General features: G+C 58.7%; 22 protein-coding genes. 1 reads left to right on the forward strand and 21 read right to left on the reverse strand.

Annotated features, from left to right (window positions below):
• Nucleotides 1-460 precede the first annotated feature (460 nt).
• The 7 genes from P9A16_RS34135 to P9A16_RS34165 all read right to left on the reverse strand — a co-directional run bounded on the left by P9A16_RS34135 (nucleotide 461) and on the right by P9A16_RS34165 (nucleotide 11,106).
• Entirely contained in the window at nucleotides 461-1,978 is a 1,518-nt protein-coding gene (locus P9A16_RS34135; protein ID WP_443021761.1) for a thymidine phosphorylase family protein, read from the reverse strand.
• Nucleotides 1,975-3,330, reverse strand: coding sequence for an MBL fold metallo-hydrolase RNA specificity domain-containing protein (locus tag P9A16_RS34140; protein WP_050746970.1), 1,356 nt, complete (start codon nucleotides 3,328-3,330; stop codon nucleotides 1,975-1,977). Before P9A16_RS34140 ends, P9A16_RS34135 begins: the two co-directional genes overlap by 4 nt.
• 44 nt (nucleotides 3,331-3,374) lie before the next feature.
• On the reverse strand, nucleotides 3,375-4,262 hold the full coding sequence (locus tag P9A16_RS34145) for a ribose-phosphate pyrophosphokinase (protein WP_256364434.1): 888 nt from the start codon (nucleotides 4,260-4,262) through the stop codon (nucleotides 3,375-3,377).
• A gap of 119 nt (nucleotides 4,263-4,381) precedes the next feature.
• Entirely contained in the window at nucleotides 4,382-6,754 is a 2,373-nt protein-coding gene (locus P9A16_RS34150) for a phosphoketolase family protein (RefSeq protein WP_050746969.1), read from the reverse strand.
• Between the two features lie 311 nt (nucleotides 6,755-7,065).
• On the reverse strand, nucleotides 7,066-8,157 hold the full coding sequence (locus P9A16_RS34155; RefSeq protein ID WP_050746968.1) for an AI-2E family transporter: 1,092 nt from the start codon (nucleotides 8,155-8,157) through the stop codon (nucleotides 7,066-7,068).
• Between the two features lie 323 nt (nucleotides 8,158-8,480).
• Complete coding sequence (locus P9A16_RS34160; protein WP_082342782.1) at nucleotides 8,481-9,506, reverse strand: RcgR family putative quorum lactone hydrolase; 1,026 nt, start codon at nucleotides 9,504-9,506, stop codon at nucleotides 8,481-8,483.
• Nucleotides 9,496-11,106: an RcgA family putative transporter gene (locus P9A16_RS34165; protein WP_050746496.1), complete on the reverse strand. Its 1,611-nt coding sequence runs from the start codon at nucleotides 11,104-11,106 to the stop codon at nucleotides 9,496-9,498. Before P9A16_RS34165 ends, P9A16_RS34160 begins: the two co-directional genes overlap by 11 nt.
• 234 nt (nucleotides 11,107-11,340) lie before the next feature.
• Here P9A16_RS34165 and P9A16_RS34170 point away from each other — a divergent pair, with 234 nt between their 5' ends.
• Nucleotides 11,341-12,111, forward strand: coding sequence for an SDR family NAD(P)-dependent oxidoreductase (locus P9A16_RS34170; protein WP_050746495.1), 771 nt, complete (start codon nucleotides 11,341-11,343; stop codon nucleotides 12,109-12,111).
• Between the two features lie 48 nt (nucleotides 12,112-12,159).
• On the opposite strand, the gene P9A16_RS34175 is transcribed toward P9A16_RS34170, so the two are convergent.
• The 14 genes from P9A16_RS34175 to P9A16_RS34240 all read right to left on the reverse strand — a co-directional run.
• Nucleotides 12,160-14,172: a type IV secretory system conjugative DNA transfer family protein gene (locus P9A16_RS34175; protein ID WP_278026477.1), complete on the reverse strand. Its 2,013-nt coding sequence runs from the start codon at nucleotides 14,170-14,172 to the stop codon at nucleotides 12,160-12,162.
• A 107-nt stretch (nucleotides 14,173-14,279) separates the two neighbouring features.
• Nucleotides 14,280-15,278: a P-type DNA transfer ATPase VirB11 gene (virB11, locus tag P9A16_RS34180; RefSeq protein ID WP_050746493.1), complete on the reverse strand. Its 999-nt coding sequence runs from the start codon at nucleotides 15,276-15,278 to the stop codon at nucleotides 14,280-14,282.
• Nucleotides 15,275-16,696 carry a type IV secretion system protein VirB10 gene (virB10, locus tag P9A16_RS34185; protein WP_050746492.1) on the reverse strand — a complete coding sequence of 474 codons (1,422 nt, stop codon included), beginning with the start codon at nucleotides 16,694-16,696 and terminating at the stop codon, nucleotides 15,275-15,277. The genes virB11 and virB10 overlap by 4 nt, the downstream gene beginning before the upstream one ends.
• Nucleotides 16,693-17,475, reverse strand: a complete 783-nt coding sequence (locus P9A16_RS34190; protein ID WP_050746491.1) for a TrbG/VirB9 family P-type conjugative transfer protein — start codon at nucleotides 17,473-17,475, stop codon at nucleotides 16,693-16,695. Before P9A16_RS34190 ends, virB10 begins: the two co-directional genes overlap by 4 nt.
• The gene (locus tag P9A16_RS34195) at nucleotides 17,475-18,209 is read right to left on the reverse strand and encodes a virB8 family protein (RefSeq protein ID WP_050746490.1); all 735 of its coding nucleotides are present in this window, start codon (nucleotides 18,207-18,209) and stop codon (nucleotides 17,475-17,477) included. Before P9A16_RS34195 ends, P9A16_RS34190 begins: the two co-directional genes overlap by 1 nt.
• Before the next feature lie 154 nt (nucleotides 18,210-18,363).
• Nucleotides 18,364-18,714 carry a hypothetical protein gene (locus P9A16_RS34200; RefSeq protein ID WP_156334162.1) on the reverse strand — a complete coding sequence of 117 codons (351 nt, stop codon included), beginning with the start codon at nucleotides 18,712-18,714 and terminating at the stop codon, nucleotides 18,364-18,366.
• Nucleotides 18,715-18,751: 37 nt separating this feature from the next.
• Complete coding sequence (locus tag P9A16_RS34205; RefSeq protein ID WP_053190910.1) at nucleotides 18,752-18,988, reverse strand: hypothetical protein; 237 nt, start codon at nucleotides 18,986-18,988, stop codon at nucleotides 18,752-18,754.
• A gap of 55 nt (nucleotides 18,989-19,043) precedes the next feature.
• On the reverse strand, nucleotides 19,044-20,063 hold the full coding sequence (locus tag P9A16_RS34210; protein WP_050746487.1) for a type IV secretion system protein: 1,020 nt from the start codon (nucleotides 20,061-20,063) through the stop codon (nucleotides 19,044-19,046).
• Between the two features lie 4 nt (nucleotides 20,064-20,067).
• Nucleotides 20,068-20,241 (reverse strand): hypothetical protein, encoded by a 174-nt coding sequence (locus P9A16_RS34215; protein ID WP_156334161.1) that lies wholly within the window; start codon nucleotides 20,239-20,241, stop codon nucleotides 20,068-20,070.
• 6 nt (nucleotides 20,242-20,247) lie between these two features.
• Entirely contained in the window at nucleotides 20,248-20,964 is a 717-nt protein-coding gene (locus tag P9A16_RS34220; RefSeq protein ID WP_050746486.1) for a type IV secretion system protein, read from the reverse strand.
• A gap of 10 nt (nucleotides 20,965-20,974) precedes the next feature.
• Nucleotides 20,975-22,138: a transglycosylase SLT domain-containing protein gene (locus tag P9A16_RS34225; protein WP_050746485.1), complete on the reverse strand. Its 1,164-nt coding sequence runs from the start codon at nucleotides 22,136-22,138 to the stop codon at nucleotides 20,975-20,977.
• On the reverse strand, nucleotides 22,131-24,542 hold the full coding sequence (locus tag P9A16_RS34230) for a VirB4 family type IV secretion/conjugal transfer ATPase (protein WP_050746484.1): 2,412 nt from the start codon (nucleotides 24,540-24,542) through the stop codon (nucleotides 22,131-22,133). Before P9A16_RS34230 ends, P9A16_RS34225 begins: the two co-directional genes overlap by 8 nt.
• On the reverse strand, nucleotides 24,539-24,829 hold the full coding sequence (locus P9A16_RS34235; RefSeq protein WP_050746483.1) for a type IV secretion system protein VirB3: 291 nt from the start codon (nucleotides 24,827-24,829) through the stop codon (nucleotides 24,539-24,541). The genes P9A16_RS34230 and P9A16_RS34235 overlap by 4 nt, the downstream gene beginning before the upstream one ends.
• A 1-nt stretch (nucleotide 24,830) precedes the next feature.
• A partial coding sequence (locus P9A16_RS34240) for a TrbC/VirB2 family protein (protein WP_278026478.1) occupies nucleotides 24,831-25,139 on the reverse strand: 309 nt, incomplete at its 5' end.

Below are 25,139 nucleotides of genomic sequence, written 5' to 3' on the forward strand. Positions count from 1 at the left end.
AAATCATACGACGACATCGTCGATCATTGCTGCGATGCCTGGCGGAAGCTCGAAAGCCAGCCCTGGCGCATCATGTCGATCGGGCGCAGAGAATGGGCCTATGGGTTTTGATCAGTGAGCGGCCGTATAAGACCCTTTCTCAAGCGTGCAGGTAATGACTTCCAGGTGCTGCGGCTCGATCATAGCCACAGGCGTGCCAGCCGAAGATCAACGATCCTTTGCCCACTTCTTCAGTCCGATAATACATATGGTCGTTAAGCTTGGGCCGCAATGATAGTTGGTCGCGGTAGACTGAAGGCGCGGCAGGATAATAAAAAAATTATAGGCTGCCAGTTCTTTCCGGACCCCGATCCTGTGACTAAAGTTGAATGTATTTCGTCAATTAATCACCGCTGGTAAATAAAAATAGTTGAAGCGTATGGCTAAACGATTGTGAATACGGAGGATCGTCTTGCCTAAATCAGGTGGACTCGATTTGAATTACGTCACCCATCTGCTGCAAGAATTCTGCCGCATATATTAATTCGCCCTGAACGGCGGTATGGATCTCGAAAATCGGCTGCTCTTTAACCACAGCATCTCCCAGTTTCGAGAGCAAACGGATTCCAGAGACGGACGATTGTGGAGCGCCTGCAAGTTTGGCGACGCGCGCCAGATTTCGGTTATCGATTGATACAACCACTCCATCATGTTTTGCGCGGATGGTCTGGATGTGTTCAGCATGACCAGGGGAGCGCATACCTCCTTGCGCTGTGCAGATCCGGCGGAATTTGTCCCAGGCAGCACCACTGTCAAGTGTTTCGCACGCAAGAGATTTGCCGCCACCGTTTGCTGCCACGCCTGCGATTTCGAGTGCTGCGCCCGCCAGCGCAGCAGCACGCTCGCGTAAATCCATGGGTGCGCCCGGAGTATTTTGAAGAACGGCAAGGACATCATGCGCCTCAAGTGCCGGGCCGATGCCCATGCCGACCGGCTGGCAACCGTCTGTTTTCATACAGGTGACTGCAAGGCCAAAGTGTTCGCCGACCGCAACCAGCGTTTGCGCAAGGCTGTCTGCTGCCGCTGTCGTTCGAACTTTGGCAGTCGGTCCGACTGGAATATCGATTACGACGTGAGTGGATCCAGCGGCGATTTTCTTGGAAAGCACGGATGCAACGAGTTGCCCTTCCGTGTCTATGTCGAGGTCGCGTTCAACCCGAATGAAAATATCGTCGGCGGGACTGAGTTGTACCGCCCCGCCCCAGGCTATGCATCCTCCCTCCGCTTGGACGACACGGCGGATGCCTGCAATATCGAGGTTCACCGGTGCCAGCGTTTCCATTGTATCTGCGGTTCCGGCAGGTGACGTTATCGCCCGCGATGATGTCTTCGGCATGATCAGACCGTTGGCCGCGGCAATGGCAACCACAATCGGCGTCGTGCGATTTCCTGGAAGACCGCCTATGCAATGCTTGTCAATAACAACTGCAGTGTCCCACTTTAGGCGTTGACCGGCGGCAATCATCGCGCCTGTGAGATCAATGGTTTCCTTCAGATCGAGTGGCGGCGTAGCGCTTGCGGTCAGGAAAGCGGCGAGATGGACGTCGGTGTAGCGATGAGCAACCACATCCGCGATGATCGCGTCCAGGCCGGTCCGATCGAACCGCTGGCCAAAAATCCGGCTTCGCACATGTGCCAGAGAGCTGAGGGCGGGAGGATGGCTGATTTCGACCTCGTCCCCATCCTGAACAGCCAAGAGCTCCCATGCTGCCTGCGAGAGGCCTATATCGCCCATCGGCAGCAACTCGGTATCAATCTGCAACAATTCGGCCTGAATGCATTTGTTGCCGGCTCGCACCTGAATATGCGAGCGTGCCGTCAATCCTTCAGATTTGCAGGCAGGACAATCCGTTCGCATGACGACAATCGCCTGGTGCTGTGCATGAAGCCCCAACCTGCGCGCCCGCAATGGTGGGTGAGACGATCTCACAGAGTTCACAATTGGAATTCCTGATCTTGCCGAGGGACGACACTCGACCAACCAAGTTCGCGTTTGATCCTCACGCGTAGAGCTTCCGAGGCGTCCGGCTCTCCATGCACGATGAACACGCGTTTCGGTTCGTTGAAGCCAGAAAGCCAGCGCATGAGCTCATTGCTGTCCGCGTGGGCGGACAACATGCCGATCTGCGCGACCTCCGCATTGATCGGAACCCACATGCCGTGAATTTTCAGTTCCTTCGCGCCCTGCTGGAGCGCGTGTCCGCGTGTTCCCATTGCCTGGAAGCCGGACAACAATATGGTGTTTTTCGGATCTGGCCCGAACGTCTTCAGATGATGCAGAACACGGCCGCCCGTTGCCATGCCCGATGCAGAGATCACGATCTTCGGGAACGGGTTCGCAGTGATTGCCTTCGACGCCTCCACATCATCGGTGTAGCGGGCTATTCCAAAAGCCTTGCGGCAAGTTTCATGATCGAGACGGTGATGCTGCGAATGACGGCTCATGAGTTCCGTCGCATCGATCGCCATGGGGCTGTCCAGGAAAATGGGAACGGAGCCGAGACGGCCAGCAGATTTCAGCTTCCAGAAGTGGTAAAGCAATTCCTGGGCCCGCCCTACGGCAAAGGCGGGGATGATAAGCGTGCCGCCGCGTTTGATTGTTCGTTCCGCCACCGTAGCGAGCGCTTCGGCTGGATCTTCATCTGAGTGCACGCGGTTGCCATAGGTCGATTCGACCATGATGTAATCGACGTTCCCTCCGGATACCGGATCCGGGAATAGCGGATCGCCATAACGGCCGATGTCTCCCGAAAACATCATGCGGGTGCCTCCCCACTGAATCTCGGCATTTGCCGCACCGAGGATGTGACCGGCGTGGCGGAATTGCAGGGATACGCCGTTGCGAAGCTCGATGACCTCGTTGAAATCGACTGTTGTAAAGTGCTCCAGCGCCCTCTGTGCATCCCTGATACCGTAAAGAGGCAAGGCAGGCTGATGCTTGGACAAGTGGTGCTGATTCAGAAAGTCCGCGTCTTTCTCTTGCAGGAAGGCGCTGTCCTTGAGAATCAATTCCGCTACATCCCGCGTGGCTTCCGTCGCATATATCTTACCGCGAAAACCATCACGGACCAGCCGCGGCAGGTAGCCGGAGTGGTCGAGGTGCGCATGCGTCAGGATCACGGCGTCGATATCACGCGGCGGAACTGGCAGCGGCTCCCAGTTCTGCTCGCGAAGGTTTTTGAGACCCTGGAAGAGACCGCAGTCGATGAGAATCCGGTGACTATCGAATTCCAGAAGATGCTTCGCTCCAGTTACTGTACCGGCCGCACCGAGTGATTTGAGTTTGAGCATGTCAAGACTTTCGTGTCAGGTCCGCTCCTAAGAGCTGAACGCATTCATTTGGTTTGTTGGTCTGCGCGGGTTTCGATCGCCGCCAGAAACGTGTCGATCAGCGATATGGTGTTGCTTGGATGGGGGATGGAGTTCGTCGATACGACCCTGCTTGCCAGAACGGAGAGTTCTGCATAGGCCTCTGCTGCCAATAGCCCGTGCACCACGGCGCAAACCGGCTTCTTGAGGCCTTGGGAGGCAATCTGTCGGGCGGCTTCGATGAGGGTACGGCCAGAAGACGCGATATCGTCCACAAGGATAGGTTGCCTGTCTTTCCAGGCGGAGAGGTCAGGCACCTCGATTACGACATTCCGGTCGCCATGCCGCGTTTTACGCAGGACAGCGAAGGGCGCTCCGGAAACGGACGCGATGCTTTCGATCCACTGCGCACTTTCCTCATCGGGGCCGATCAGGAAAGGAGCGGTGACGTTCTTACCGATCCATTCAGCCATGACTGGCGCAGAATGGAGGTTAAAGGCAGGGATCGAGTAAACTTCACCGAGCGTTTTATAGCGGTGCAAATGGGCGTCAACTGTTGTGAGGCTGTCGAAAAGCGAGGAAAGAAGGCGTGCGAATGTGCGCGAGGTCACGGCCTCTCCAGGCTGAAAGCGCGTATCCTGCCGCATGTAGCAAAGATAGGGCGCGATCAGATGCACACGCGCTGCGCCGAGTTCTCGTACCGCGTCAGCCGTAAAGGCCAGCGAGAGGAACTGGTCATCGGGTTGGGACAGGCTGCACACGATGTAGACACTGCGCCCACGAACGTCCGATGCGATGCGCGAGTAGCTTTCCCCGTCAGGAAATCGCCTTGTTTCGAGCGCGCCCAGTTCGTAGTTGGCACGTCGGGCAAGTTCCACCGAAAAATCTTCATTCCCCGGCATCGGCAGGATCAATCTCTGCTCGCGAGTGGAGCCTCTAATTGCGTCAATCAAATCCGTATTCCTGATGCTCTGAATAGAGCCGGCGGGCGTTGCGGCCGCCCTAATATGGTGTGGGCTTCTAGGAGGTTTTGCTAGTTCGCTGGTAGCGCGGCGGCATAGGGCCACTTCCAATTCTGGATTTCCGGCATGTCTTCACCGTGCTCACAGACGAAGCTCTTGTGCTCCACTAGCTTCTCCCGGAGCGTGGCCAGGATCGGCTCTGCCTTCTCTCGCAATACGGGTAGCCTCTCGACGGCTTCTATCGCCAAATGGAAGCGGTCCAGCTCGTTGAGAACCGCCATGTCGAAAGGTGTTGTCGTGGTGCCTTCCTCGATGAAGCCGCGAACGTGGAAATTGGGGTGATTGGCGCGTTTGTAGACCAGGCGATGGATCAGATAGGGGTAGCCATGATAGGCAAAGATCACCGGTCGATCACGCGTGAATATTCGGTCGAATTCCTCATCGGAGATGCCGTGCGGATGGTGCTGCGGCGCTTGCAGCGCCATCAGGTCAACGACGTTGACCACACGAATGCGCAGACGCGGTAGCGCCTGACGCAGGATATCGACAGCGGCAAGCGTTTCAATGGTGGGCACGTCTCCGGCGCAGGCCATTACCACATCCGGATCCAGCCCTTCCTCAGTGCCCGCCCAGTCCCATATGCCAAGGCCCGCCTCGCAATGCTTTACCGCATCCTCGATGGTCAGCCATTGTGGTGCCGGTTGTTTGCCGGCGACAATGACATTGACCCGGTCCCAAGTCTTCAGGCAATGATCGCCAACCCATAGCAGCGTATTGGCGTCTGGTGGCAGATAGACGCGAACGATATCCGAGCTCTTGTTGGCAACCAGATCCACGAAACCGGGGTCCTGGTGCGAGAATCCATTATGATCCTGTCGCCATACATGTGAGGTCAGCAGATAGTTGAGCGAGGAAACTGGCTTCCTCCAAGGTAGTTCGCGGGAGGTCTTCAGCCATTTGGTATGTTGGTTGAACATCGAATCGACGATGTGGATGAAGGCCTCGTAGCACGAGAAAAATCCGTGGCGCCCGGTCAGCAGATAACCTTCTAGCCATCCTTGGCATAGATGCTCCGATAGCACCTCCATAACCCGCCCTTCGGGCGCGAGGTGATCGTCCGTGTCGAGCCTTTCGGCCATCCATACGCGATCCGTTACCTGGAAAACGCTTTGCAGTCGGTTGGACGCAGTCTCGTCAGGACCAAAAATCCGGAAGTTCCGGTTTTCTGCATTGAGGCTCAGCGTATCGCGCAGATAATCGCCGAGGATTTTCGTGGATTGCTCCTCTACGCCCCCCGGTGCGGATATTGCGACCGCATAGGCCCGGATATCCGGCGTTATCAGCTCTTTGCGCAGGAGGCCACCATTGGTATGGGGATTGGCGCCCATGCGCCTGTCACCCTCTGGCGAGAGGGCCCGAAGCTCGGGTTTCAGCGTGCCTTGTGCATCGAAGAGGTCGGTGGGATCATAGCTGCGCATCCATTCTTCCAGAATGCGGCGGTGTCCCTCGTCGTTGCGGCAATTGGCCACCGGAACCTGGTGCGAACGCCAGTGCCCCTCGACAATCTTTCCATCGACTTCTTTCGGTCCAGTCCAGCCTTTCGGGCTGCGCAGTATGATCATCGGCCAGCGTGGACGCACCGCCGAATCCGACCTGGCCTTCTCGCGGATGCCAGCAATGCGATCGAACACCGCGTCCAGCGTTGCCGCCATCTTGCGATGCATGTCTTCTGGCTCACTGCCTTCAACAAAGAACGGCTCATAGCCGTAGCCGGTGAACAGATGCGTCAATTCCTCATCAGAGAGGCGCGCAAGGACAGTAGGATTGGCGATTTTGTAGCCGTTGAGATGTAGGATTGGCAACACCGTGCCGTCCGAAAGCGGATTGAGAAACTTGTTGGAGTGCCATGCAGCCGCCAGCGGGCCGGTTTCAGCTTCGCCGTCGCCGACCACGCAGGCAGCGACGAGACCGGGATTGTCGAACACCGCCCCATAGGCATGCACCAGCGCATAGCCCAATTCGCCGCCCTCATGGATGGAGCCTGGTGTTTCAGGGGCTACATGGCTGGGAATGCCGCCCGGGAACGAAAACTGCCGGAACAGCTTGCGCATTCCGGCCTCATCCTCGCCGATTTCCGGATAGATCTCGCTGTAGACGCCTTCAAGATATGTACTGGCAACCATGCCAGGCCCACCATGGCCGGGGCCGCAGATGTAAATGATGTGCTCGTCGCGGGCACGGATGATGCGATTGAGATGCGCGTAGATGAAATTGAGGCCGGGCGTGGTGCCCCAATGTCCGAGCAGGCGCGGCTTGACGTGTTCAGGCTTTAGCGGCTCTTTCAGCAACGGATTGTCGAGCAGGTAAATCTGTCCGACCGACAGATAATTGGAAGCTCGCCAGTAGCGGTCGATCAACGACAATTCGTTCGCATCAATTTCCATGATCTCTCCCCACGCGGCCTGCCCATGCGGCTTCACCAAACCGGTGGCAAGGCCTAAAGAACGAGGCCCGCCGATCCAGTTGGGAGAACTGCGCGCCGTTGCGCCGTCATTTACGATTACTACCCAACCCGTGCACTAGTCAACAATTGATGACAACACCGTTTGACTTCACCGTTGTTCTTAAAAAGGGTATCGATGACAAGACGTGACAGCAGGCCGCGATGGAGAGGGTAGCCGGCTCAACCGTGCGGGAGTTTTTGCGTTGAATTCAGTGGGTGCGACTTTGGCTTCTCCGTTCAAGCTTGTTGCGGCTACTCTCGATTGAGCAATGCCGGAGCAGCATCGTTGTCAGGGCGTGGGCAATAAATTTCCTGTTCCTTTGCGAAAAGCGACCACGCCGCAATAAACATCGCCGCGATCAACGGGCCGATCACAAACCCGTTAATGCCGAACAACGACATGCCTCCTACTGTCGATACGAGGATCACATAGTCCGGCAGGTGCGTTCCCTTGCCGACAAGCGGCGGTCGCAGGAGGTTATCGATCAGTCCAATAACAAAGACACCGACCAAGATTAAAATTAAACCCTTTATCCACATGCCGGACAAGATCAGCCAGATCGCGGCCGGAATCCACACGATCGCCGCTCCCACCGCCGGCAGCATGGAAAAGAACGCCATAACCATGCCCCATAACAATGCTGCTTGAATCCCAAGGGCCCAGAATACCAGACCACCAACTGCACCCTGTGTCAGGGCGATGATCACGTTTCCCTTTATTGTCGCTTGGACGACAGCTGTGAATTTCCGCAGAAAATGCTCCGCGTGATCATCGCTGAGCGGCATTGCCTTGCGAAAAGTCCGACCAATCTCCGGCCCGTCCCTAAATAAGAAAAAAAGGAGATAGAGTGTAATTCCGAAGCTGACAAAAAGCTGAAGGGTGTTCTGTCCGAAGCTGAAAACGTGGGTGGCAACAAGCTGGCTTGCCTGCAGGGCGGCTGTCGAAATCTTTTCGCGAATTTGTTCGATACTCCCGATTTGCAGCGACGCCAGCCAGTCTTTCAGAAACGCTGGGAGGATGGTGTGCAGGTTTGTAACATAACCGGCAATATCGAATTCCTCAGTACTCAACTTTCTGTACAGATTGCTCCCTTCTTGAACGAGGGATCCGAGAATTACGAAAGAAGGTACGATGACCAAACATACGCAGATCACGACCGTTAGCAGTGCGGCGATGTTTCTCTTTCCACCGCAGCTACGAACCAGTACTTCCTGAACCGGGTAAAAAACGATTGCAAGGACCATTGCCCAGAAAATGGCGCTGTAATAAGGCAAGAGAAGCCAGATGAACGCAACTGTGATTGACGAGAGAATAAAATAGAAGCATGTTTTCTGGACGGACATCCTAATTTGCTCTTCTGCTGTGACTCCGGACCTTCATCCCTTTGTGGCTGGAGTTTTATGGTTAGATATGCGCGTTTGCGCAGGTGAAGCAATGGGCGAGACCCTGCTCTTGTTGGCAAGCTGAAAGCTCCGCTTCGCGAGGTCGATCGCCAGAATGTGACTGTTGTCATCTGCCTCTCCTCCGTAAGCGCCACCATGGCGCTGAGCAGGCAACATACGCTGATGCCGGCCGGAGGGGGCATCACCCCATCAGTTTAATACCGTACGCTCTCGGCCATCTCGACATTGCGTCATGTGGGTACTTTAGGCGTCAAACACCAGATTTAACTTCCATGGTTGGATTGGTCTGCACAGGAAAGAAACCGTTTCAAGCTCAAGCCTGCTATTAAAATGTAAGGCGGTGTGGCGAGAGAATAGTGACCACAGTTCAATTGCAAGACACGTGGTCTTGCGCCAGCGGCGGCCAGCCTCTTGATGAATCTCTCCGATAACACTGGGAGAACCACTTTGTCTCTCTTAGCCAGCACAACCTGGAGATGGAGATCAGGTCGTGCCAAGCGATCCGCGTAATTCTCCATGTTAAGTGGTCCCCAAGCTCTCCTGAGATCAGAGAGCTCAATATCAGGCTCAAGGCCATGTCGTATCGGTCGCGTGGCGCGACCGGTCCAAACCATATCTGCTAAACTCCCTGCCGTTAGAAATAACGAGGCTTTGGAGACCGTCGTGTCGTGCGCTGCAACAAGTCCTGCAACCCAGGAGCCCAGGCTCATACCTAGAACTGAGATTTTTCTATAGCCTTCATTCTTCAACCAACGAATGAGTTTTCGACCGTCCCATACCGCCTGCCGTACAGATTGGATTGTTCGGCCGAGATTCGCGCTGAGCATATAATCGGCGTAGGAGGAACCTGGCCGACTGCGTTCAAAGTGATATGGCATAGCAATCTCAATAACTGTAATGCCGCGCCGCGAAAAAAACTTGGCAATCTGACTATTCCGTGTGCTTGCATTCCAATGGTGGAATACCACTAAAGCATGATCGAGCGATCCACTTTCGGTGAGCTTCGCCGACACGAAATTATTTTCGTCAATGTCAGTCGAGATGTCCGAGGGAAATGTGATCCACATGTCTTTCCTCTGAAAACCTTGGCTGCATCCGTTCGGCTCATCGAAGAAAGCGCGATCAGCAACGGCCTGGTCCGCCAGAAAGCAAAATTCGTTGATGTCTCGTACTCCGCTCGCGAGTGAAAAGGCGCGCTCCGCATCAAGCGTGAAGATCGCGGTTTCCTTTCCGACCTCACCACGCTGCGCGCGCTGTTCATCCCAGTGATCTAGCCAATTAAGGAGCATTCGGAATCGGTCCTTTCTCACTCGCCCGTTCTCGACCGAATCCCGGATCAAATAGGCCGTAAAGCGCGAAAATCACTCCCAAGCCCAAAAGTATCGAGAAGCCAGTAAAAGCCCCGGTAAACAAGTAGCCCGCAACGAGAAGCGCGATGATCGTCGCCATCTTCCACAAGGTTATATCAGACCAGTTTGCGAGGCCGAGCCGGATCAGTCCAAACAAAAACACAATGCAGGTTGATGTCACGACCAGAAGGCTGCTGTAGTGTGTCGGCGTTCTATAGCCGATTGTATCGTTGATGCTGCTACGTCCTTGAATTGCGGATGACATGTCGTTGATCAGCCACGCCGCGATGTTCTTTTCGGTCGATGTCAGGTACGAGCTCTGACCTTTCATGCATATGCCGACCAATACCCCCAAAATGGTACACCGAAAAATTGTGCGTATCACCACCTGACCGACCTCGTTTAAGTCGGATTGCTGATTGCCCATTGCCTCATCTTCCAAGCTCCTTCCAATTCGCCAACAATCGTGCGCGATAGTATAAAGCAGAATCAAGCCGGCAAAGAAAATGTAGAAGGAAATTGCCATGTAAAGGTAGGCGGAAGCGGTGAATAATACCTCTTCTGGCACTGATATTACGTCAGGACGGACGATCGCCAATTTCCCCCAATCTATGGCATATTCGCCGTTGCCATTCATAAGCGGGATCAAACACACTTCGATCCACTGAGACAATCCAGCGAACAAGATGCAAACGAGGAACACCGCCCTGTAAGTAGCGGAGGAGCTTTCTACATTGCTCATCCAGGCACGGTGGCCTTCCATCGGGTCTTTGTGCTTTGCGAGCTTTGTGCGTCCCTTGACCTTCCAAAAGACCAGAAGTTCGGTCACTAGTAAGAAGAATAGGGGGAGGAGGACCATGAAGACGAATGTCCAATTCGGGGCCCAAAGAAACCCGATCTGCTTAACAACGCCATCCGACCGATCATAAGTCGCGCTGTGGATCCCTGTGACATAAGACAAAAATCCAAGAGCGGTAGCGCCTGCGAACACCGAAGCTGGTAGGTTTAAAGAGAATTCGCAACTAAAAAGCGCTTCCGATCTTGTCGCCAGACTTAAGCGCCGGACTCTCCGCGTGGCACCAATATCCTTTACCAGCTCCGCGGAGGATGATGTGGTAGAAGCGGCTGCGGTCGGCGGCATTTCTGGCCCTGCTGCAAGCACGTTCGTTCCCGCCTTCCTGCCCTCGCGCCTCTTGGTCGTTAATCGGGCTTGGGCTTTGCTCAACTCCACCTGCCATTCACCGGTTGCTACCGGATCATCGCACCCAAAAATCCTTGCCAACCAACGAATGTTGGCGGAGCTAATTCCCTTGTCATTTTCCTGGAACCATAGCTGAACGGTGCGCAGATCGACACCAATCTTGTTGGCGTCAATCTGCGAGATCGCCTCTGCAAGCAGCTCCGGCGTCCATGGCCCAGCTGGAAATCCATCGTTTTCTATAGGCCGTCCCGCGCCCGCTGCGGCCAAGCGCTTGAACGTTTCCTTAAAATCACTGCCATCGTTCGGCGGAGGGAGAAAAAACTTTCCGTTGTTCAGCAAAGGCTTACCGCCTCATTTTTCGTTTCGTTTCGCTCGACTTCGTATTCTGTCGTGCCTTCGTGCCTAAATAGAGGCCTGTTTCCCCGCCGACAGGTGGCCATGGTTTCGTTGGTTGTGTTCGGTCGAGCCTCGTCAGTTCGACGGGGTCCTGAAATTGGGGCGCGGTTCGGACTTGGCGGGCGTTTGTATTTTCTCTTGGTTCAGAGCGTTTGCGGAAATCCGGGAAGGAGTCATATGTTGGAGCGATATTCAGATAGGCCTTTGCAGGGACAGACCGTGCTAGTCACGGGGGCATCGGGTGGCATAGGGGCAGCTATTGTGGAGCGCCTTGCCCTGGAGGGGGCGCGGCCGATTATCCACTATTGCCACGATGTGGCTGCGGCGGAGGCCCTGTTGTCCCGTATCGGCGGACACGGCTTTGTTGTGCAAGCGGATCTATCTGATGCGGAGGGATCGTGCGAACTTTGGCGGGAAGCCGTTGCTTTTGCAGGGCGTATTCACAGCGTTGTCAACAATGCGGGTATCGTTACCGAAATTTCGATAGAGAGCTCGGCTGCGGCATGGAAGACTGCGTGGCAGAAGGAATTCCAACTCAATCTCTTTGCAGCGGCCGATCTTTGCAGGGAGGCGATTCGGCATTTTCTAACCGAAGGTGGTGGGCGCATCGTCAATATGGCCAGCCAAGCCGGTCAGCGTGGCTCCGCCGCCGATATCCTACCTCATGGCGCGACCAAAGCCGCATTGATCAATCTCACCAAATCGATCGCCAGCAGTTTCGGTCGGGAAGGTGTTATGGCAGTGTCCATCGCTCCGGGTTTAGTCCGCACGGAGATGGCGGAGAAGTATATCGCTCATGACGAGGAAGAGACTGTGGATACCATACCAATAGGGGATATGACCGAGCCAGCTGAAATCGCTGAGCTTGTCGCCTTTGTGCTGCGCTACTCGCAGGAATCGCTGAACGGTGCCACGCTCGACGTCAACGGCGGTAGCTATATTCGCTAGTCCGTGACGGCGACAGGATTTCGTTCTGCAGACCGTGTGACAACAGGCTCAGTCGTCGACCAGCGCGGACGTGATTTCCTTTTGGACCTTCTTGATCGCTCTCTTTCTCGCGGGGGAGTTATAGAATATTTTCAAGATCTTCTCGATCGATTGTTCGGCCTCGGCTTTTCGCTGGACGCTTGCTTTCAGCGCCGACTTGAAATCTGGATTATCACCTGATGTGGACGCTTCGCTATTCTGCCGGGCGCCCTGCATTCGATCGGCTATGTGCGTCGTTTCATGAGCTTGCTCGGCCTGCAGCAGGCTCGACGGCATCATAATGGCGACTGAGGAATTCGCAGCAAATTTCGCTCCTGGTATCGAGTTGATCTTGGAAGCGCTGGAGGGGACCGCCATGATTTCCGAGCGCTCAATACCGGCATTGGCTAGCCCATCAATCGCCGCTTTGCTCGATGGCACCCGAATTTGCAGCCATGCCCGCTTCAGAAGGTCCTTGTCGGCATAATAGAAGTTCCGGAGGCCAAAGATCGGCTGCTGATTGCGCAGCTTGATGATGCAGCGGGTCTCGTTCATCGCGCCCAACTCATCCGGCCGCATGAGAGGGCGCATCGTGGTCTTGTGTGACATCGTCGCGCCCTTGCGGTCAAACAGCGTCACGCCGGTCGAGACCGCCTTGTCGACCGTCACTTCCTTGCGCTCGCCGAGCAACTGCGACACGTATCGCTGATCCTCGGGATCCTGTGCGCCAAGGAAGATCTGAGCACGGGCAGAGTTGACGAGGATCTGCCGCCCTTCGCGTGTATAGACGTTGTCGATCGATCGCAGGGACTGCACAAAAAACCAGCAGGGAACGCCATAACCGCCAAGGACGGTGGCGACGGTCAGTGCGTTTTCGAGCTTGCCCAGGTTCTGGAATTCGTCGAGCAGGACCAGCACGCGCCGCTCGTCCCGTTTCATCAGGTTGCGCGACATGTAGTCCATGAACTGGACCATCAGCACGTTGAAGATCGGCCCGATCGAGGCGATCTGCTGGATACGGAAGTCCAGATAGAGGCTCATATTCTCGCGGCGCATCGCCCGGATGTCGAAGGTCGACCGTGCCGTCGCGCGCAGGATGCGATTATTCTTGAATGGCCGAACGGCCGCGGCGAGGGAGCCATAAACGCCATCGAACTGCTTGCTGGCCATGACGGCGAAGCGGGCAAGGGTGGTGTAGGTGAAGGAGCTGATCCAGGTGGCGCGAAGCTCAGGGTTGGCGACCTCCTCCAGCCATTCCCGCAGCGGTCGATCGCCGCCCTCGACGACATTGAGGACCGTGCCGAGGTTTTTGTCCTTGTCGAAAATATCGGGGTTCTCCAATACCCAGGAGGTGAGGCCGGCGAACAGGGCGCGAGCGTCGGAGATCCAGTAGGCATCGCCCTTGGGCGTCGGCAGCAGTGCCGTCGCGATCGAGTTGATGTCGATGTCGCGCTGATCGGGATCGATCGCGACAAAATCGAGCGGGTTATAGCATTCGGTGTCACCGTTTTCGTCGGCCGGCGAGAAACGCAGGACGCGGGAGAATTTCGAACGAAAGCCGGCCGTCGCCTCATAGGTCTCGCCACGCATGTCGAGCACGACAATGCTGTCCGGCCAGAGCAGGCAATTCGGCACGATCAGCGAGGCGCCCTTGCCCGACCGGGGCGGGCCGATAACGAAGCCGCCGACGTCATCGCCGTCGATCCAGAGCTTCTTGCCGCCAAACAGCATCGGCTTGAGAAATCGCCGCCGGCCGGAGCCGCGCTGGGTGAAGCCGCCCGGAACCTTGATCAGGCTGCCGCCGATCCGACCGACGAACACGCCACCGGTGCGCGTGAGACCGAGGGCGCGGGCTTCCAGCGGGCTGAGAAATCGGGCATCCGTGGATTTCTTCTTGCCGGTCATGGCCGCGACGAGCATGGCGCCGCCGGCGAGCAGACCGGCCGCGGCCGCGATCGCCGGCCGGTGCCAGTCGCCGGCGGCGAGATCGAGCCGCGCCGCGCGATACGACGCCAGCATATCGTCCTGCAGCACCTGGAACATCCAGGGCGAATTGTCGAAGGCATAATAGAGGCCGGCATAGGCGAGGGACGCGACGAATGCGGCCGCAGCCGCAGCGATAACCAGCCCGAACAGCAGGATCGCCGGGTTCATAGCGTGTCTCCCTTGGTGAAGACGACTTCTGACACGACGCGCCGGCCGTCCGGAAGGCGCGCGAGCTGGACGACGACAGGGATAACCTCCTTCAGGTAGTCGATGATCTCCTGCTTCTCGAGCGCGACGCCGCTCTGCATAACCATCAGCGCCAGGCGGTCATAGGCCGAACGTGCCGAGTTGGCGTGGACCGTCGTCAACGAGCCGGGGTGGCCGGTATTGATCGCCTGCAGGAAGGAAAACGCTTCGGCGCCGCGCAGCTCGCCCAGCATCAACCGATCCGGCCGCATGCGCAGCGAGGCTTCCAGCAATTCCTGCGGCGTCACCTTGGCGCGACCCTGGTCGCCCTTCGAGGCAAGCAGCGCGACTGTGTTCGGGGTGATCGGCTTCAGCTCGCGTGTGTCCTCGATGGTGATGATGCGTTCCTCGTCCGGCACTTCTTTCAGGAGCGCGTTGAGAAACGTGGTCTTGCCGGTCGACGTGCCGCCGGAGACGGCGATCGACACCCGCGATCGCACCGCAGTCCGAAGAAACAGCATGGCGTCGACATCGCCCTGCATCATGGCGGCAAGTTCCTCCTCGGCCGCTGAAAGCATGAGCTGCCGACCAACCTTTGTATGCTCGAACGTGCCACGGCTCTTGTAGACATCCAGGCCGATGTCATGGATGACCTGCTTACGGATCGAGATCGCGCCACCATCGGGGGCGGCCGGCGGCAGGACGCACTGGAATCGTTCGCCGGTCGGGAGGGACGCCGACAGGATCGGATGCTCTTCGTTGACGACCTGGTTGGTGGAGCCGGCGACGCGCTCGCTCAGCGTCCGTATCCATTCGGCGGAAAATTGAGCATCGACCACGCGTTCCATGCCGCCGACGCCAAGGCGCTCGACGAACAGCTCGCCGGGGCGATTGACCGAGATTTCGGAGACGCGCTCATCCGAAAGAAGCGGCCTCAGCCGCTCCAGCGCTTTGTCGAGAAACGGAAACTGCTTCATTTGTACACCGGGGCCACCGGATAATAGGGCGTCGGATCGACATTGCGGCGGATTTGCCCGCCACGCTTCAGCCGCATCATTTCCTGCCGGACCGGGTCGGCGTAGAAGGCGGAGAAATCGAGGTCGCGCCGCAGATAGACGATGATCGACTCCCCTTGGGCGACATAAATGGTCGGTGGGATCTTGGAGCTTTCCTTGAACGCCTCGTTGGCAATGTCCTGGAGGATGGCGGACGACTTCTCTGCGGCGATCGAGCGGGCTTCGGCGGCCGTGCGGCTCGGCTCGGTGGTGATTGTCGTGACCGCACCGGTGATCGGATCGACCGTCGAGATCGAGCGGGCGCTTTCCGTCGCGGTATCGCCGAGCGCGGCAACATATTCCGCCGCGCCGCCGATCACCGACAGCATGATCGCGGAGCCGAAGCGCTCCCAGAAATGCGTGTCGATCTCGCCGGTCAGCCCGGCGCGGCCGAGCCGATCTGCGCCCGGCGAGGCGATCTCGGCGGAAAGGCCATCGGAGCGGATGACCCGCGACCAGACGACGAAGATGCGCTTCTGCCCGCGCGCCAGCCCGGACTTGTATTCCCCGATGAGGCGGGAGCCCTTCGGAATGAGGATGCGCGCGCCATCGAGCGAACGGACGTCCTCGCGCACGATCGCGCGCACCATGCCGGGCAGGTCCGTATTGATCGCCGTCTCCAGGAATCCTCGGATCATCGTGCCCTGGGCGACGAGTGCGTCGGTCCGGTCGAACCGTGTTGCCTTGACGATGCCGGCGGTCTGCTTTTCCGACTGGGCAAGAAACGCCTTGTTGGCATCGCTTTCCGCGCCCGGCACGGCGACGAGCTGGCCGTCATCGGCGATCGTCACCGACTGATCGCCGGCCGCCAGGCTCTCGCGGCCGGAACCATCGACGATGATCTGTTCCGAGCGTAGCCGTTCCCAGCGCGCCTTCTCTTCATCTTCCAGGCGCTTTGCCTCTAGCGCGGCAAGCCTCGCGTCCTCTTCGGCACGCCGGCGTGCCTCTTCCGCCCGAAGCCGGTCTTCCTCCGCGCGGCGACGTTCCTCTTCAATCTGGCGCAGCTTTTCCAGATCGTCGCCCTGATTGACGGTGACGTCGACCGTCGCGGAGTCCACCGGCTTCTTTTCCTCGACCGGAATTTGCACAAGGTTTGGATCGGCCGCCTGTTTTACAGGCTCGTCAGGGAAATCGCGGATGCTGGAGTTCGAGGTTTCGAAGGTTTCGCCGGTGCCTTCGGTCAGGTTGGCGGTTTGCGGGCCGCCTGGCCAGTTGACATAGGCGAGCACGCCAGCGCCGACGAGAAGCAGCACGGGGAGGGCGAGCTTTCCAAGACGGCCGTTGCGGTCGCTGGCGACGCTGCTTTGCCCGTCGAGATGGTCGAAATCGATCTTGCTCATCGCTGGCGCTCCTCTTTGCTGCCGAGGCGCTTCGGTCCATAGGCGTCCTCGATGAGATCGAAGGATTGGCGATTGGCCTGCCGGTTATAAAGGCAAAGCCACTTGTCGCCGGCGCGCAGCGTGAACTGTGCCGCTATCTTGTCGACCACCACGTATTTGCCCTGGGTGCGCAGGTTGACGAGCGATTCCTGGCGCTTGCCCTCGACGACGAAGATGGCGGGGATTTCATCGGGAAACTCCAGATACATATGCGTGCCGTCGTCGAAGGCGACGCGGGGCTTCAGGCTGGTGTCGCCCTTGAACACATAATCGTAGTTCAGGCGGCTCGGATCGAGATCCTTGAGCAGCGGATCCTTGGCACTCTCCTGCGCGGCGGCCAGGAGCCGGGCATTGACATCCTCGTCTGGATATTTGAACCGCACCTGGAACGCAGCGCGCAGGTCGACCGCAGCCGATCCCTTCAGCAGCAGGGCATAGACGCGCTGGTTGGTGACGATGTTGACGTTAGTCTCGGCGTTTTCGCGCAGCGGCTTTACGAACAGGATGCCGGAGCCCTTTTTGGGGACAATCGACCAGCTGGCCGTGTCGCCGGCCGAGATCGTCTCGATCACCTCGGAGCTACCGAGCTGGATCATCGTCGAGACGCCGAGTCCCGTCGGTACGGTGACGACGGAATTGTTGTTGAAGGTGATGTAGCGGATGCGCGGATCGGCTGCTGTGGATGTGGACGCCGTGGCAAAGAGCGCCAGCGCTGCGAGGGCGAGGGTTTCTTTCCGCATCAGCGCCCTGCCTTGTCTGCCGGCAGCACCTCTGGCAACGATTCCTGGTCGCGCCTGTATTCCACGACCTGGAAGCCAAGCGGATTGTCGAAGCGATATTCGTTCTTGAGCGGAGCCGTCGTATAACGGAAGCGGACCACCGAGACCCAGTGCTCGCGCCGCAGGGTGTTGTCGCGCCGCGTTTCCGTGGAGAAGCGGACGGTCGCGGTGGAGGAGTTGAGGAACGAGACGGATTTGATTGTGACGGCGATGCGCGTGGTGCGGCCGAGTAGCTTGTCCTTCGACTGCGGGTTCGACGGCTCGAATTCATGCCGCAGGTCCGACGAAGCCCGGCCGGTCGAATAGAGCTGGGCGAGATCGTAATTGTCCTTCAGCGCCTGAGGATCATAGGTCTCGCGCGCCCGGATATAGCGCACGATGTTGGCGGTCTTGATCGCGTCGTTTTCGGAAAGCTTGCTCTCGTTCAGGGACCGGGCAACCTCGACGAAACCCGTCGTCTTGTCGGCGATCACCACCACGGCCTCGAATTGCTTGAGCGGAACGAGGAGATTGAGCGCCGAAAGGCTGAGCAGTGTAGAAATGCCCGCGACCGTCGCGACGGTCCAGGCGATTTTCCGGGAACGACGCTCCTTGCGATACAACTCCGCCTCCCACAAGGCGCCGGCTTTCCAGTAGGCAGTGAGATCGATCGGCGGAGTTTCGGGTGTATGTTCGGCTGGCTCTGCGTTGCTCATTTGACTTCCGATAAACCGCTAATCCTGCGGAGTTAAATATAGTTTATTAGGCAGGCCGAGCGATCACCTCTGTCGGCCAAATCGGTGCTGAGGTCAGGGCTGGTTTGCCTGGATTCGTGGAGCTTTCAGCTCCGTAGTGCAGTCGTCCGAAGACCTAGCTGCACCGCTTCATCAGCGTTTTCTTCGACACCGTATTGGAGAAGTAGAAGGAGCGATCGTCCTTCACCTCGACGCGCACCGTGTCGCGCTCGCCGTCGGATTCATCGGACCCGGCCTCGACCCACAGCACGTCGAGAACATAGGATCCGCCGTCCTGTTTGACGGAAAGAACCTTGCCGGCGGTCTTGTTCGCACCGATTCCCTTGTCCTCGATATAGATGAACGCTGCGGCCGCGGCTTCGCAGCCACCTTCGACCGGTGCATATGCGCCGGTCAACACAGGCAGGATCGAGCTTGGCGATTGTGACCATGCCGTGCCGGGGACAAGCAAGGCGAGCGCAATCATCGTCGAGGCAATGTTCCTCATTACTAGCCCTCCGCGATCAAAAGCCGAACACGGCGGCGAGGCTATGAGCGTATCCGGCCAGCGTGTTGTAGAGATCGATGCAATACTCGGCGAAGGGCTTGAAGAAGATAAAAGCGACCATGAACACCAGATAGCCGAAGCCGCCGCCTTTCTTGGATTCGGCGCGATCGTTCTCTGCCATCTCTTCGTTGAGACGGTTTTGCGCGTCCATGGCGGCGAAGCGCCGACGGTCATCTTGCCAGGGGTGATCCACGGCCATTCTCCTTCGGATAAACTATAGTTACCAAGAATGAGCATGAGAGACTACCTCAAAGTTGCCCGTTCTTTTCGGTTTCTCGCTGGATTGCGCGGGCGCGGGCTGCCTGAACATCCGACGATGTGCGGCGACGGCCAAGGCCGGCACGCAGGATCCCAGCGCGTCCGGTAATCTGGCGTCCGGCATAAGCAGAAGAGCGTCGCCCGCCGATGAAGGCGGAATCGCCTTGCCCTAGCACACTGCCGCCGACGATGGATGCCGCAAAGGACGGGATGAACCGGAACACGACGATCCCGAGCAGGCAGACGATCACGAACGGCGCGACATAGGAGAGCTTGCTTTCCGTCGCGGTGTTGTTGGCCGTGTTGATGGCCAGCTCGATGAGTTGGTACAAGAAGGCGAGAAACGCCATCATCAACGTCTGCGTCACCATCAGATTGACCATCAATAACAGCCAGCCGTCGGTGAAGCGGAAGGTCCAGCGATAGAGGGCGAGGATTATGAACACCGGCGCCAATGCCAGCGTGATGAACAACATCAGCTTGGCGGCGAGGATCGCGGCCGCCGCCACGGCGATGAAGATCATGGCGACCACAAAGACGATCGCACCGATGAGAGCGCCGACATATTCGAAGGTGCCGGTCGCCACCTGCTCGTAAATCTTACCAGCGGTCTCGAACACTGCGTCGAGGATCTTCACGACGCCCGTCGTGTCGCCCGTCCCGCCATCGAGCGCACCACCAGAACCCGCGATCGACTCGATGATCGTGTCGGAAATCAGGTTTGGCACCTCCTGCACGAGCTTATATATCGTGGCCGAGAATGCCCCCCAGTTCGTCGCCATATAGTAGATGAAGAAAGCCCGGCCCAGGCGCCACGCCGCCTCCGGGATCGAGAAGCCATCGCGGCCGGCGAGGATCATGTAGCCCCACCAGAGGACATAAAGTGTCAGCATCGACCCGAATAGGACATTCACCTGCAGCGCGAGGCCGTCATAGGCGTTCTTGATGAACGTCTCGCCGATGGCGTCGAGCTTGGAAAAAATGTCCGAGATGATCGTGGTCGCCGCCATCCGTCTATTCCTTCAGGACAGGCGCGAAGACGTCGTTGACCGGCATGGCCGGACCGCACAGGTCATCGGCCTCGGCATATCTCGAGATCGGCGGGCAGGGAGCTTTCTTCTCGCCTTTCGTCTGGCAACCGCCAAGCAGCGCGAGACCGGAGAGCATGATGGCAACGGGCAATCGCATGCGGCCTCACTTGAACGGGTTGACGTCTTTGTATTGCAGCATCTTGGCGGTCTCCGACTGCTGGGTCAGCCGCATCTGCATCTCGGTGTTCAGCGCGGAGACCGCGCCGTTGGAAACGCCGATCAGCTCGTTGATGGTGCGCGCCGTCTCTAGCTGGATCCGGGTATTGGCATCGACCGATCCCTTCACGTCCTCGGCCGAGCCGATCTGGCCGGTCGCCGACTGAAGCGATTGCTCGCGCTGCGACACACCCTTGGACGCCTGCTGCGTCAGCGCCGAGAGCAGCGCCACCGTGTTGACCGCGCCGGAAAAGGCATTGTTCATCGCACCGGCATCCTCGCCGTCGATGATCGCCTTGACCTGCTTGACCAGTTGAAGGCCGTTGATCAGCGTCGCGGCGATATTCTGCGCATCGGAGCCGAGGCCGCCGAAAGACAGCGTGCCGCCGTTCATGATCGACGAGAAGGACGGTGCGGCCGAGACCGACATATTGCCGCCGAGGCCGGTCGAAGAAATCCCCATCGAGCCGTCGCGACTGCCGGAGAGCGCGCCGAGGATCTCCTTGGTCTTTTCGAGGATGTTGGTGTTGGTTTTCATGATCTCGCCGGTGTTCTCGGCATTCTTCTTGGCGATGGCGAGATTGGTGTTGTCGATCACCGGAATATCGGCGAGCGCCGGCGTCGAGAAGGCGAGGGCGGCGGAGACGATGAGCAGCTTATTCATGGGAACCCCCTTATTCGGCCGCGTTGGCGGCGTTCTGGATGGAAAGAAGATTGTTGCCGATCGCGCCATCCGAGCCTTCGGACGACAGGACCGAGGTTTCGGCATCGGCGGCCGCGACCGTGGCGCAGCGCGGCCAGTCCTCACGCGGCACCTTCATCTGTTCGAGAATGACCGGATCGCAGCTGTAGGGATTGACCTTGGTGTCGGATTTGAGGGTCTTGGCCGTCTCGGACGTTTTCGACAGGTTCATCTGCATGCGCGCCTGAAGTAGTTCGTTGAACAGGTTGCGGGCCGTGATCAGGTTGTTCAGCAGTTCGGCGTTGACGGCGCGGGCCTGCGTGTTGTCGTCCCAGGCATCCTGGTAGATCTCCGACGCGCCGACCGACGCCGACAGCGCATCGATGCGGCGGCCCGCCTCCTGGACGCCTGCGGTGCTTGCGTCGATCCCCGAAACGGCACGGTCGACCGCGCCCGCCGCCGCGCTGTTGGAACTGCGGGTCGCTCCGGAACCGTAATCGACATAGGATTTATAGGACGGCGAGGAGATGTCCTCGATGTTCGAGGCGCCGGCGAATGAATTAAACCAGCCATGGTTCCGGCCGACCTTGCCGGCCCAATTCTTCTGCTCCGCCGCCGTCGAGCCGTTGTACCAAGAGGCAAGGCAGGCATAATCGGTGCTGCCGCACTTGTTGACGCCCATGCCGAGGTATTTGACGCCGCCCTCGATGTTCTCCTCGTTGATGTCGCGGTCGAAGCCCATGCCCTTGCCGGTCCGCTTGGTCAGCTGCATCACGCCCTTGACGCCGGTCGGCGAGCCCGAGCAGGTCGAGATGCCGGATTCTGTATGCGCCACCGACAAGGCGAGGCCGACCGGCACATTGTACTTTTCCGCGTAATGCTTGATCAATTCGACGTTCTTGGCGTCCTCTTTCACCGCCTGCGCCGGCGAACGGTAGAGACGGCGGTTCTTTTCCTTCTGGGAGATGTTGCAGTTCGTCACCGTTTGCTCTTCGAGCTGGTCGGATTGTGTTTCGGTGTCCTGCTTGGAATGTCCTTCATCCTCCGCCCGCTTTTCCTTCACATCGTCGTCGATGACCGGAATGTCGGCGAATGCCGCTGGCGCCGGTGCGGTGACGAGCGCGGCAGAAAGCAGGAGCAGGATCGTTCTACGCATCGGCCGCCTCCGGAATGGTCCAGCCACAGAAATGAGGGAGCCACGCGGCCGGCTCGTCGCCATAGGTCTCGCGCAGCGTCTGGCACTCGCGCACCGTCTCCGGCCGCCCGGACAAGACCTTCACCAGGTCGGGCATCGCCGATAGATCGAGCCGCGCGATCACCGAGTCCTGGGCGTGCTTGATGAGGAAGGTGCGGCTCGTCTTGTCTGCCTGCTTCACGAAGCGGAATTCCTTTTCCGACAGGCCGAACGCCTTGCGGTAGCTCTCCTCGTCGGCCGACGCATTCGGGAAGAAGATGTTGGTCATCGTCTGTTCGATGATCGTGTTGCGCAGGTCGGAACGCACCACGTCGGCGGCCGACTGTGTGCCGAAGCCGACTATGCCGTTCATCTTGCGGATCGTCTTCAGCCAATCCTTGATGAAGCCGGAGAAGACCTCGTCATCGAGCAGGCGCCAGCCTTCGTCGAGGAAGATCATCGAGGGGCGGCCGTCGAGGATCTCCTGAATACGATGGAACATATAGAGGAGCGCCGCCGAGCGCGTGCGCTTGTCGGACAGGATCTCAGTCATGTCGAAGCCGATCACCGAGCCGGCAAAATCCAGCCTGTCGGTCGGGTTGTTGAACAGCCAGCCCTTGTCGCCCGTCGTCCATTCCTTCAGCCGGTCGGCGAGATCGCCAATGCCGGATCGCATCCTGCCGCGAAGCGCTTCCGCCAGCATGTCGAGACGCCGCTGTGGTCGTTCGAAATCGGTGTAGATGCTGTCGACCGCATCGGAGATGACCGCCATCTCCTCGGCATTCAGCACCCGGTCCGACGGTGTGACAAGATAAGAGACCAGCGTCTTGCCGAAGCTGCGGTTGGCGGGCGTGTCTTCAAGCTGCAGCGGCGCAAAGCCGGTCGGCTCGCCCGGCGAAAGTCGCTCATAACGCCCGCCCATAGCGCGCACGAAGATCTCGCCACCGCGATCCTTGTCGATGAAGACGCAGCGCGGCCGCGGGTTAACGCGCATGCCCTGGGCGAGAAGGAAGGAAAGCGCCACCGTCTTGCCCGAGCCGGTCGGGCCGATGACGGTGAAGTTGCCGACATCTGCCTCATGGAAATTGAAGAAATAGGCGGTCTGGCTGGTAGTCTCCAGCAGCGAGATCGGCAGGCCCCAATGGACCTTTTGCGTCTGCCCGGACGGAAAATTGTGCGCGGAGAAGAGGCCGGCGAAGTTGACCGACGAGATTAACCCCTGCCGGGCAATGTAGGAAAAGTTGGTCGGCAGTTGCGCCCACCAGGCCGCTTCCTGATTGAGGTCTTCGCGCACGGCGACCACACCCATGCGCGCCAGCTCCGCCGTGACGTCTGCGACGGCGCGGTTGAGCCGCGGCAGGTCGCGCTCAAGCACCGCCACCGTCATGTGATGTTTGCCGAACACCACTTCGCCCGAGGCCAGCCGGTCGCGCGCCGTTTCGATATCGTCTTCGACCGCCGTGCCGCCATCGTCGGAATTCGAAATCTGCCGGCTGATCGTGGCGATCGCCTCGGTGACCGTGGTGCGGTCCTCCGGGGCGAAGGAATGTGTGACGACGAACTCGTAAGGAAGGCGCAGCAGTCCGTCGAGCTGGCCGGGCGTCGTCATCGGCGGATATTCCTTGATCGACACCATGGCGGCGACCTTGGAGGTCGCGCCGTCGGCGGACCAGATTTCCGTTGCCTTGCGGCCGAACATGATCCGGCCGGTCCCGACGTAATCGGCCAGTGACATGCGGGGGAGGGGCATCGTCCGCTCATCGCCCGCGGCGAGGATCTTGGCGAAGAACTCGGCCGGTTCGGAATAGAGGCCACCATCGCGGGTGACGCAGGAAAGGACTTCCGGGCGGTAGGAGCGGAAATCGCCGACAATGCCGGACACCATGTCCTTTAGGTCGCGTAGCGCTTCACCTCGCGCTTCGACCTCGTTGTCCGCCATGCGGAAGACGTCGAACATGCGATCGACCTTGCCGGCGCGGCCGGTCATCGGCCGGCGAATGACGGTCAGGTACAGTTCGTTGACGAACATCGTCCGGTGCTGCAGCCCATCCATGTAGCGGGCATTCAACTCGTCGGCGAAGGGGTTGTCGAAACCGCCGTCGATTGCCGGCTTGATCTGTCGGCGGATGATGGTGGCGTAGAGCGCGAAACGTGACGATCCGAGCGAGCGGACCGTCATGTTGCGGTTGGCGAGGCGGGCATTGATTTCCGCCTGATCCATCGTCTGGTAGGGCAGGCCGGAGAGCCGGATGACCTGCAACAGCAGGCCGGACTTGGTGACGATCGTTTCTTCGTCGACATGGCGGAGATAGGGAACATGCGTGCCGATCCCAAGATCGCGGGCGCGTTCCCGCCCGAACTTCAGGTCGTGATTGACGATATTCATGGGGCGTAGCTCCCCGCTTTCCAGAAGCGTCGGTTACGGATCGCCCGGCGCATCGACAGGAAAACCTGCGCCACGCGGACGATGTGGATGTCCCGCTGGCAGAGGTACAGCCCGATGAAATGGACGGGCAGGACGACCAGCGGCGCCAGGAAACTCGACGACGCGATGAAGACGACGATCCCGAAAATCCCGTTCACCACGAACACGATGATATCGACCCCGAAATACATCGGCGGCCGGGTCAGCGGCTGGATGAGCGGTTCGACATCGGGAGCGTCGTCACGCATGTCAGACACCCCCGGCTGTCTTCATGGCGTCGACCAGTTCGGCGGCGCCGAAGATGATGGCGATGCCGATGACGATGGAGATCGCGCCCTGCCAGGCCATGCGGCCGGTCAGGAACAGGAAGCCGAGGAAGCAGACGGCGATGATCGCGAGCGAGCGCGCGACATTGCCCTGCAGCACACCGACGAACCATTCTAGCCCGAATAATTCACGAGGGGTTGGCGGATATGGTTCAAACCGTTGAAATGACGTAGGATTTGGTTGCTTACGCCGATCCGTGCCGTTTCCGGAGACCACACCCGCCATGAATGA

This window comes from Shinella sp. 838 (assembly GCF_029623935.1).
Classification (GTDB): Bacteria; Pseudomonadota; Alphaproteobacteria; order Rhizobiales; family Rhizobiaceae; genus Shinella.

Coding starts and splice junctions, on each gene's coding strand:
- P9A16_RS34140 (WP_050746970.1), bottom strand. CDS start 3,330: ATGCTCAAACTCAAATCACTCGGTGCGGCCGGTACAGTAACTGGAGCG.
- P9A16_RS34150 (WP_050746969.1), bottom strand. CDS start 6,754: ATGGAAATTGATGCGAACGAATTGTCGTTGATCGACCGCTACTGGCGA.
- P9A16_RS34155 (WP_050746968.1), bottom strand. CDS start 8,157: ATGTCCGTCCAGAAAACATGCTTCTATTTTATTCTCTCGTCAATCACA.
- P9A16_RS34160 (WP_082342782.1), bottom strand. CDS start 9,506: ATGCTCCTTAATTGGCTAGATCACTGGGATGAACAGCGCGCGCAGCGT.
- P9A16_RS34170 (WP_050746495.1), top strand. CDS start 11,341: ATGTTGGAGCGATATTCAGATAGGCCTTTGCAGGGACAGACCGTGCTA.
- P9A16_RS34175 (WP_278026477.1), bottom strand. CDS start 14,172: ATGTTCCAGGTGCTGCAGGACGATATGCTGGCGTCGTATCGCGCGGCG.
- virB11 (WP_050746493.1), bottom strand. CDS start 15,278: ATGAAGCAGTTTCCGTTTCTCGACAAAGCGCTGGAGCGGCTGAGGCCG.
- virB10 (WP_050746492.1), bottom strand. CDS start 16,696: ATGAGCAAGATCGATTTCGACCATCTCGACGGGCAAAGCAGCGTCGCC.
- P9A16_RS34190 (WP_050746491.1), bottom strand. CDS start 17,475: ATGCGGAAAGAAACCCTCGCCCTCGCAGCGCTGGCGCTCTTTGCCACG.
- P9A16_RS34195 (WP_050746490.1), bottom strand. CDS start 18,209: ATGAGCAACGCAGAGCCAGCCGAACATACACCCGAAACTCCGCCGATC.
- P9A16_RS34200 (WP_156334162.1), bottom strand. CDS start 18,714: ATGATTGCGCTCGCCTTGCTTGTCCCCGGCACGGCATGGTCACAATCG.
- P9A16_RS34210 (WP_050746487.1), bottom strand. CDS start 20,063: ATGGCGGCGACCACGATCATCTCGGACATTTTTTCCAAGCTCGACGCC.
- P9A16_RS34215 (WP_156334161.1), bottom strand. CDS start 20,241: ATGCGATTGCCCGTTGCCATCATGCTCTCCGGTCTCGCGCTGCTTGGC.
- P9A16_RS34220 (WP_050746486.1), bottom strand. CDS start 20,964: ATGAATAAGCTGCTCATCGTCTCCGCCGCCCTCGCCTTCTCGACGCCG.
- P9A16_RS34225 (WP_050746485.1), bottom strand. CDS start 22,138: ATGCGTAGAACGATCCTGCTCCTGCTTTCTGCCGCGCTCGTCACCGCA.
- P9A16_RS34230 (WP_050746484.1), bottom strand. CDS start 24,542: ATGAATATCGTCAATCACGACCTGAAGTTCGGGCGGGAACGCGCCCGC.
- P9A16_RS34235 (WP_050746483.1), bottom strand. CDS start 24,829: ATGCGTGACGACGCTCCCGATGTCGAACCGCTCATCCAGCCGCTGACC.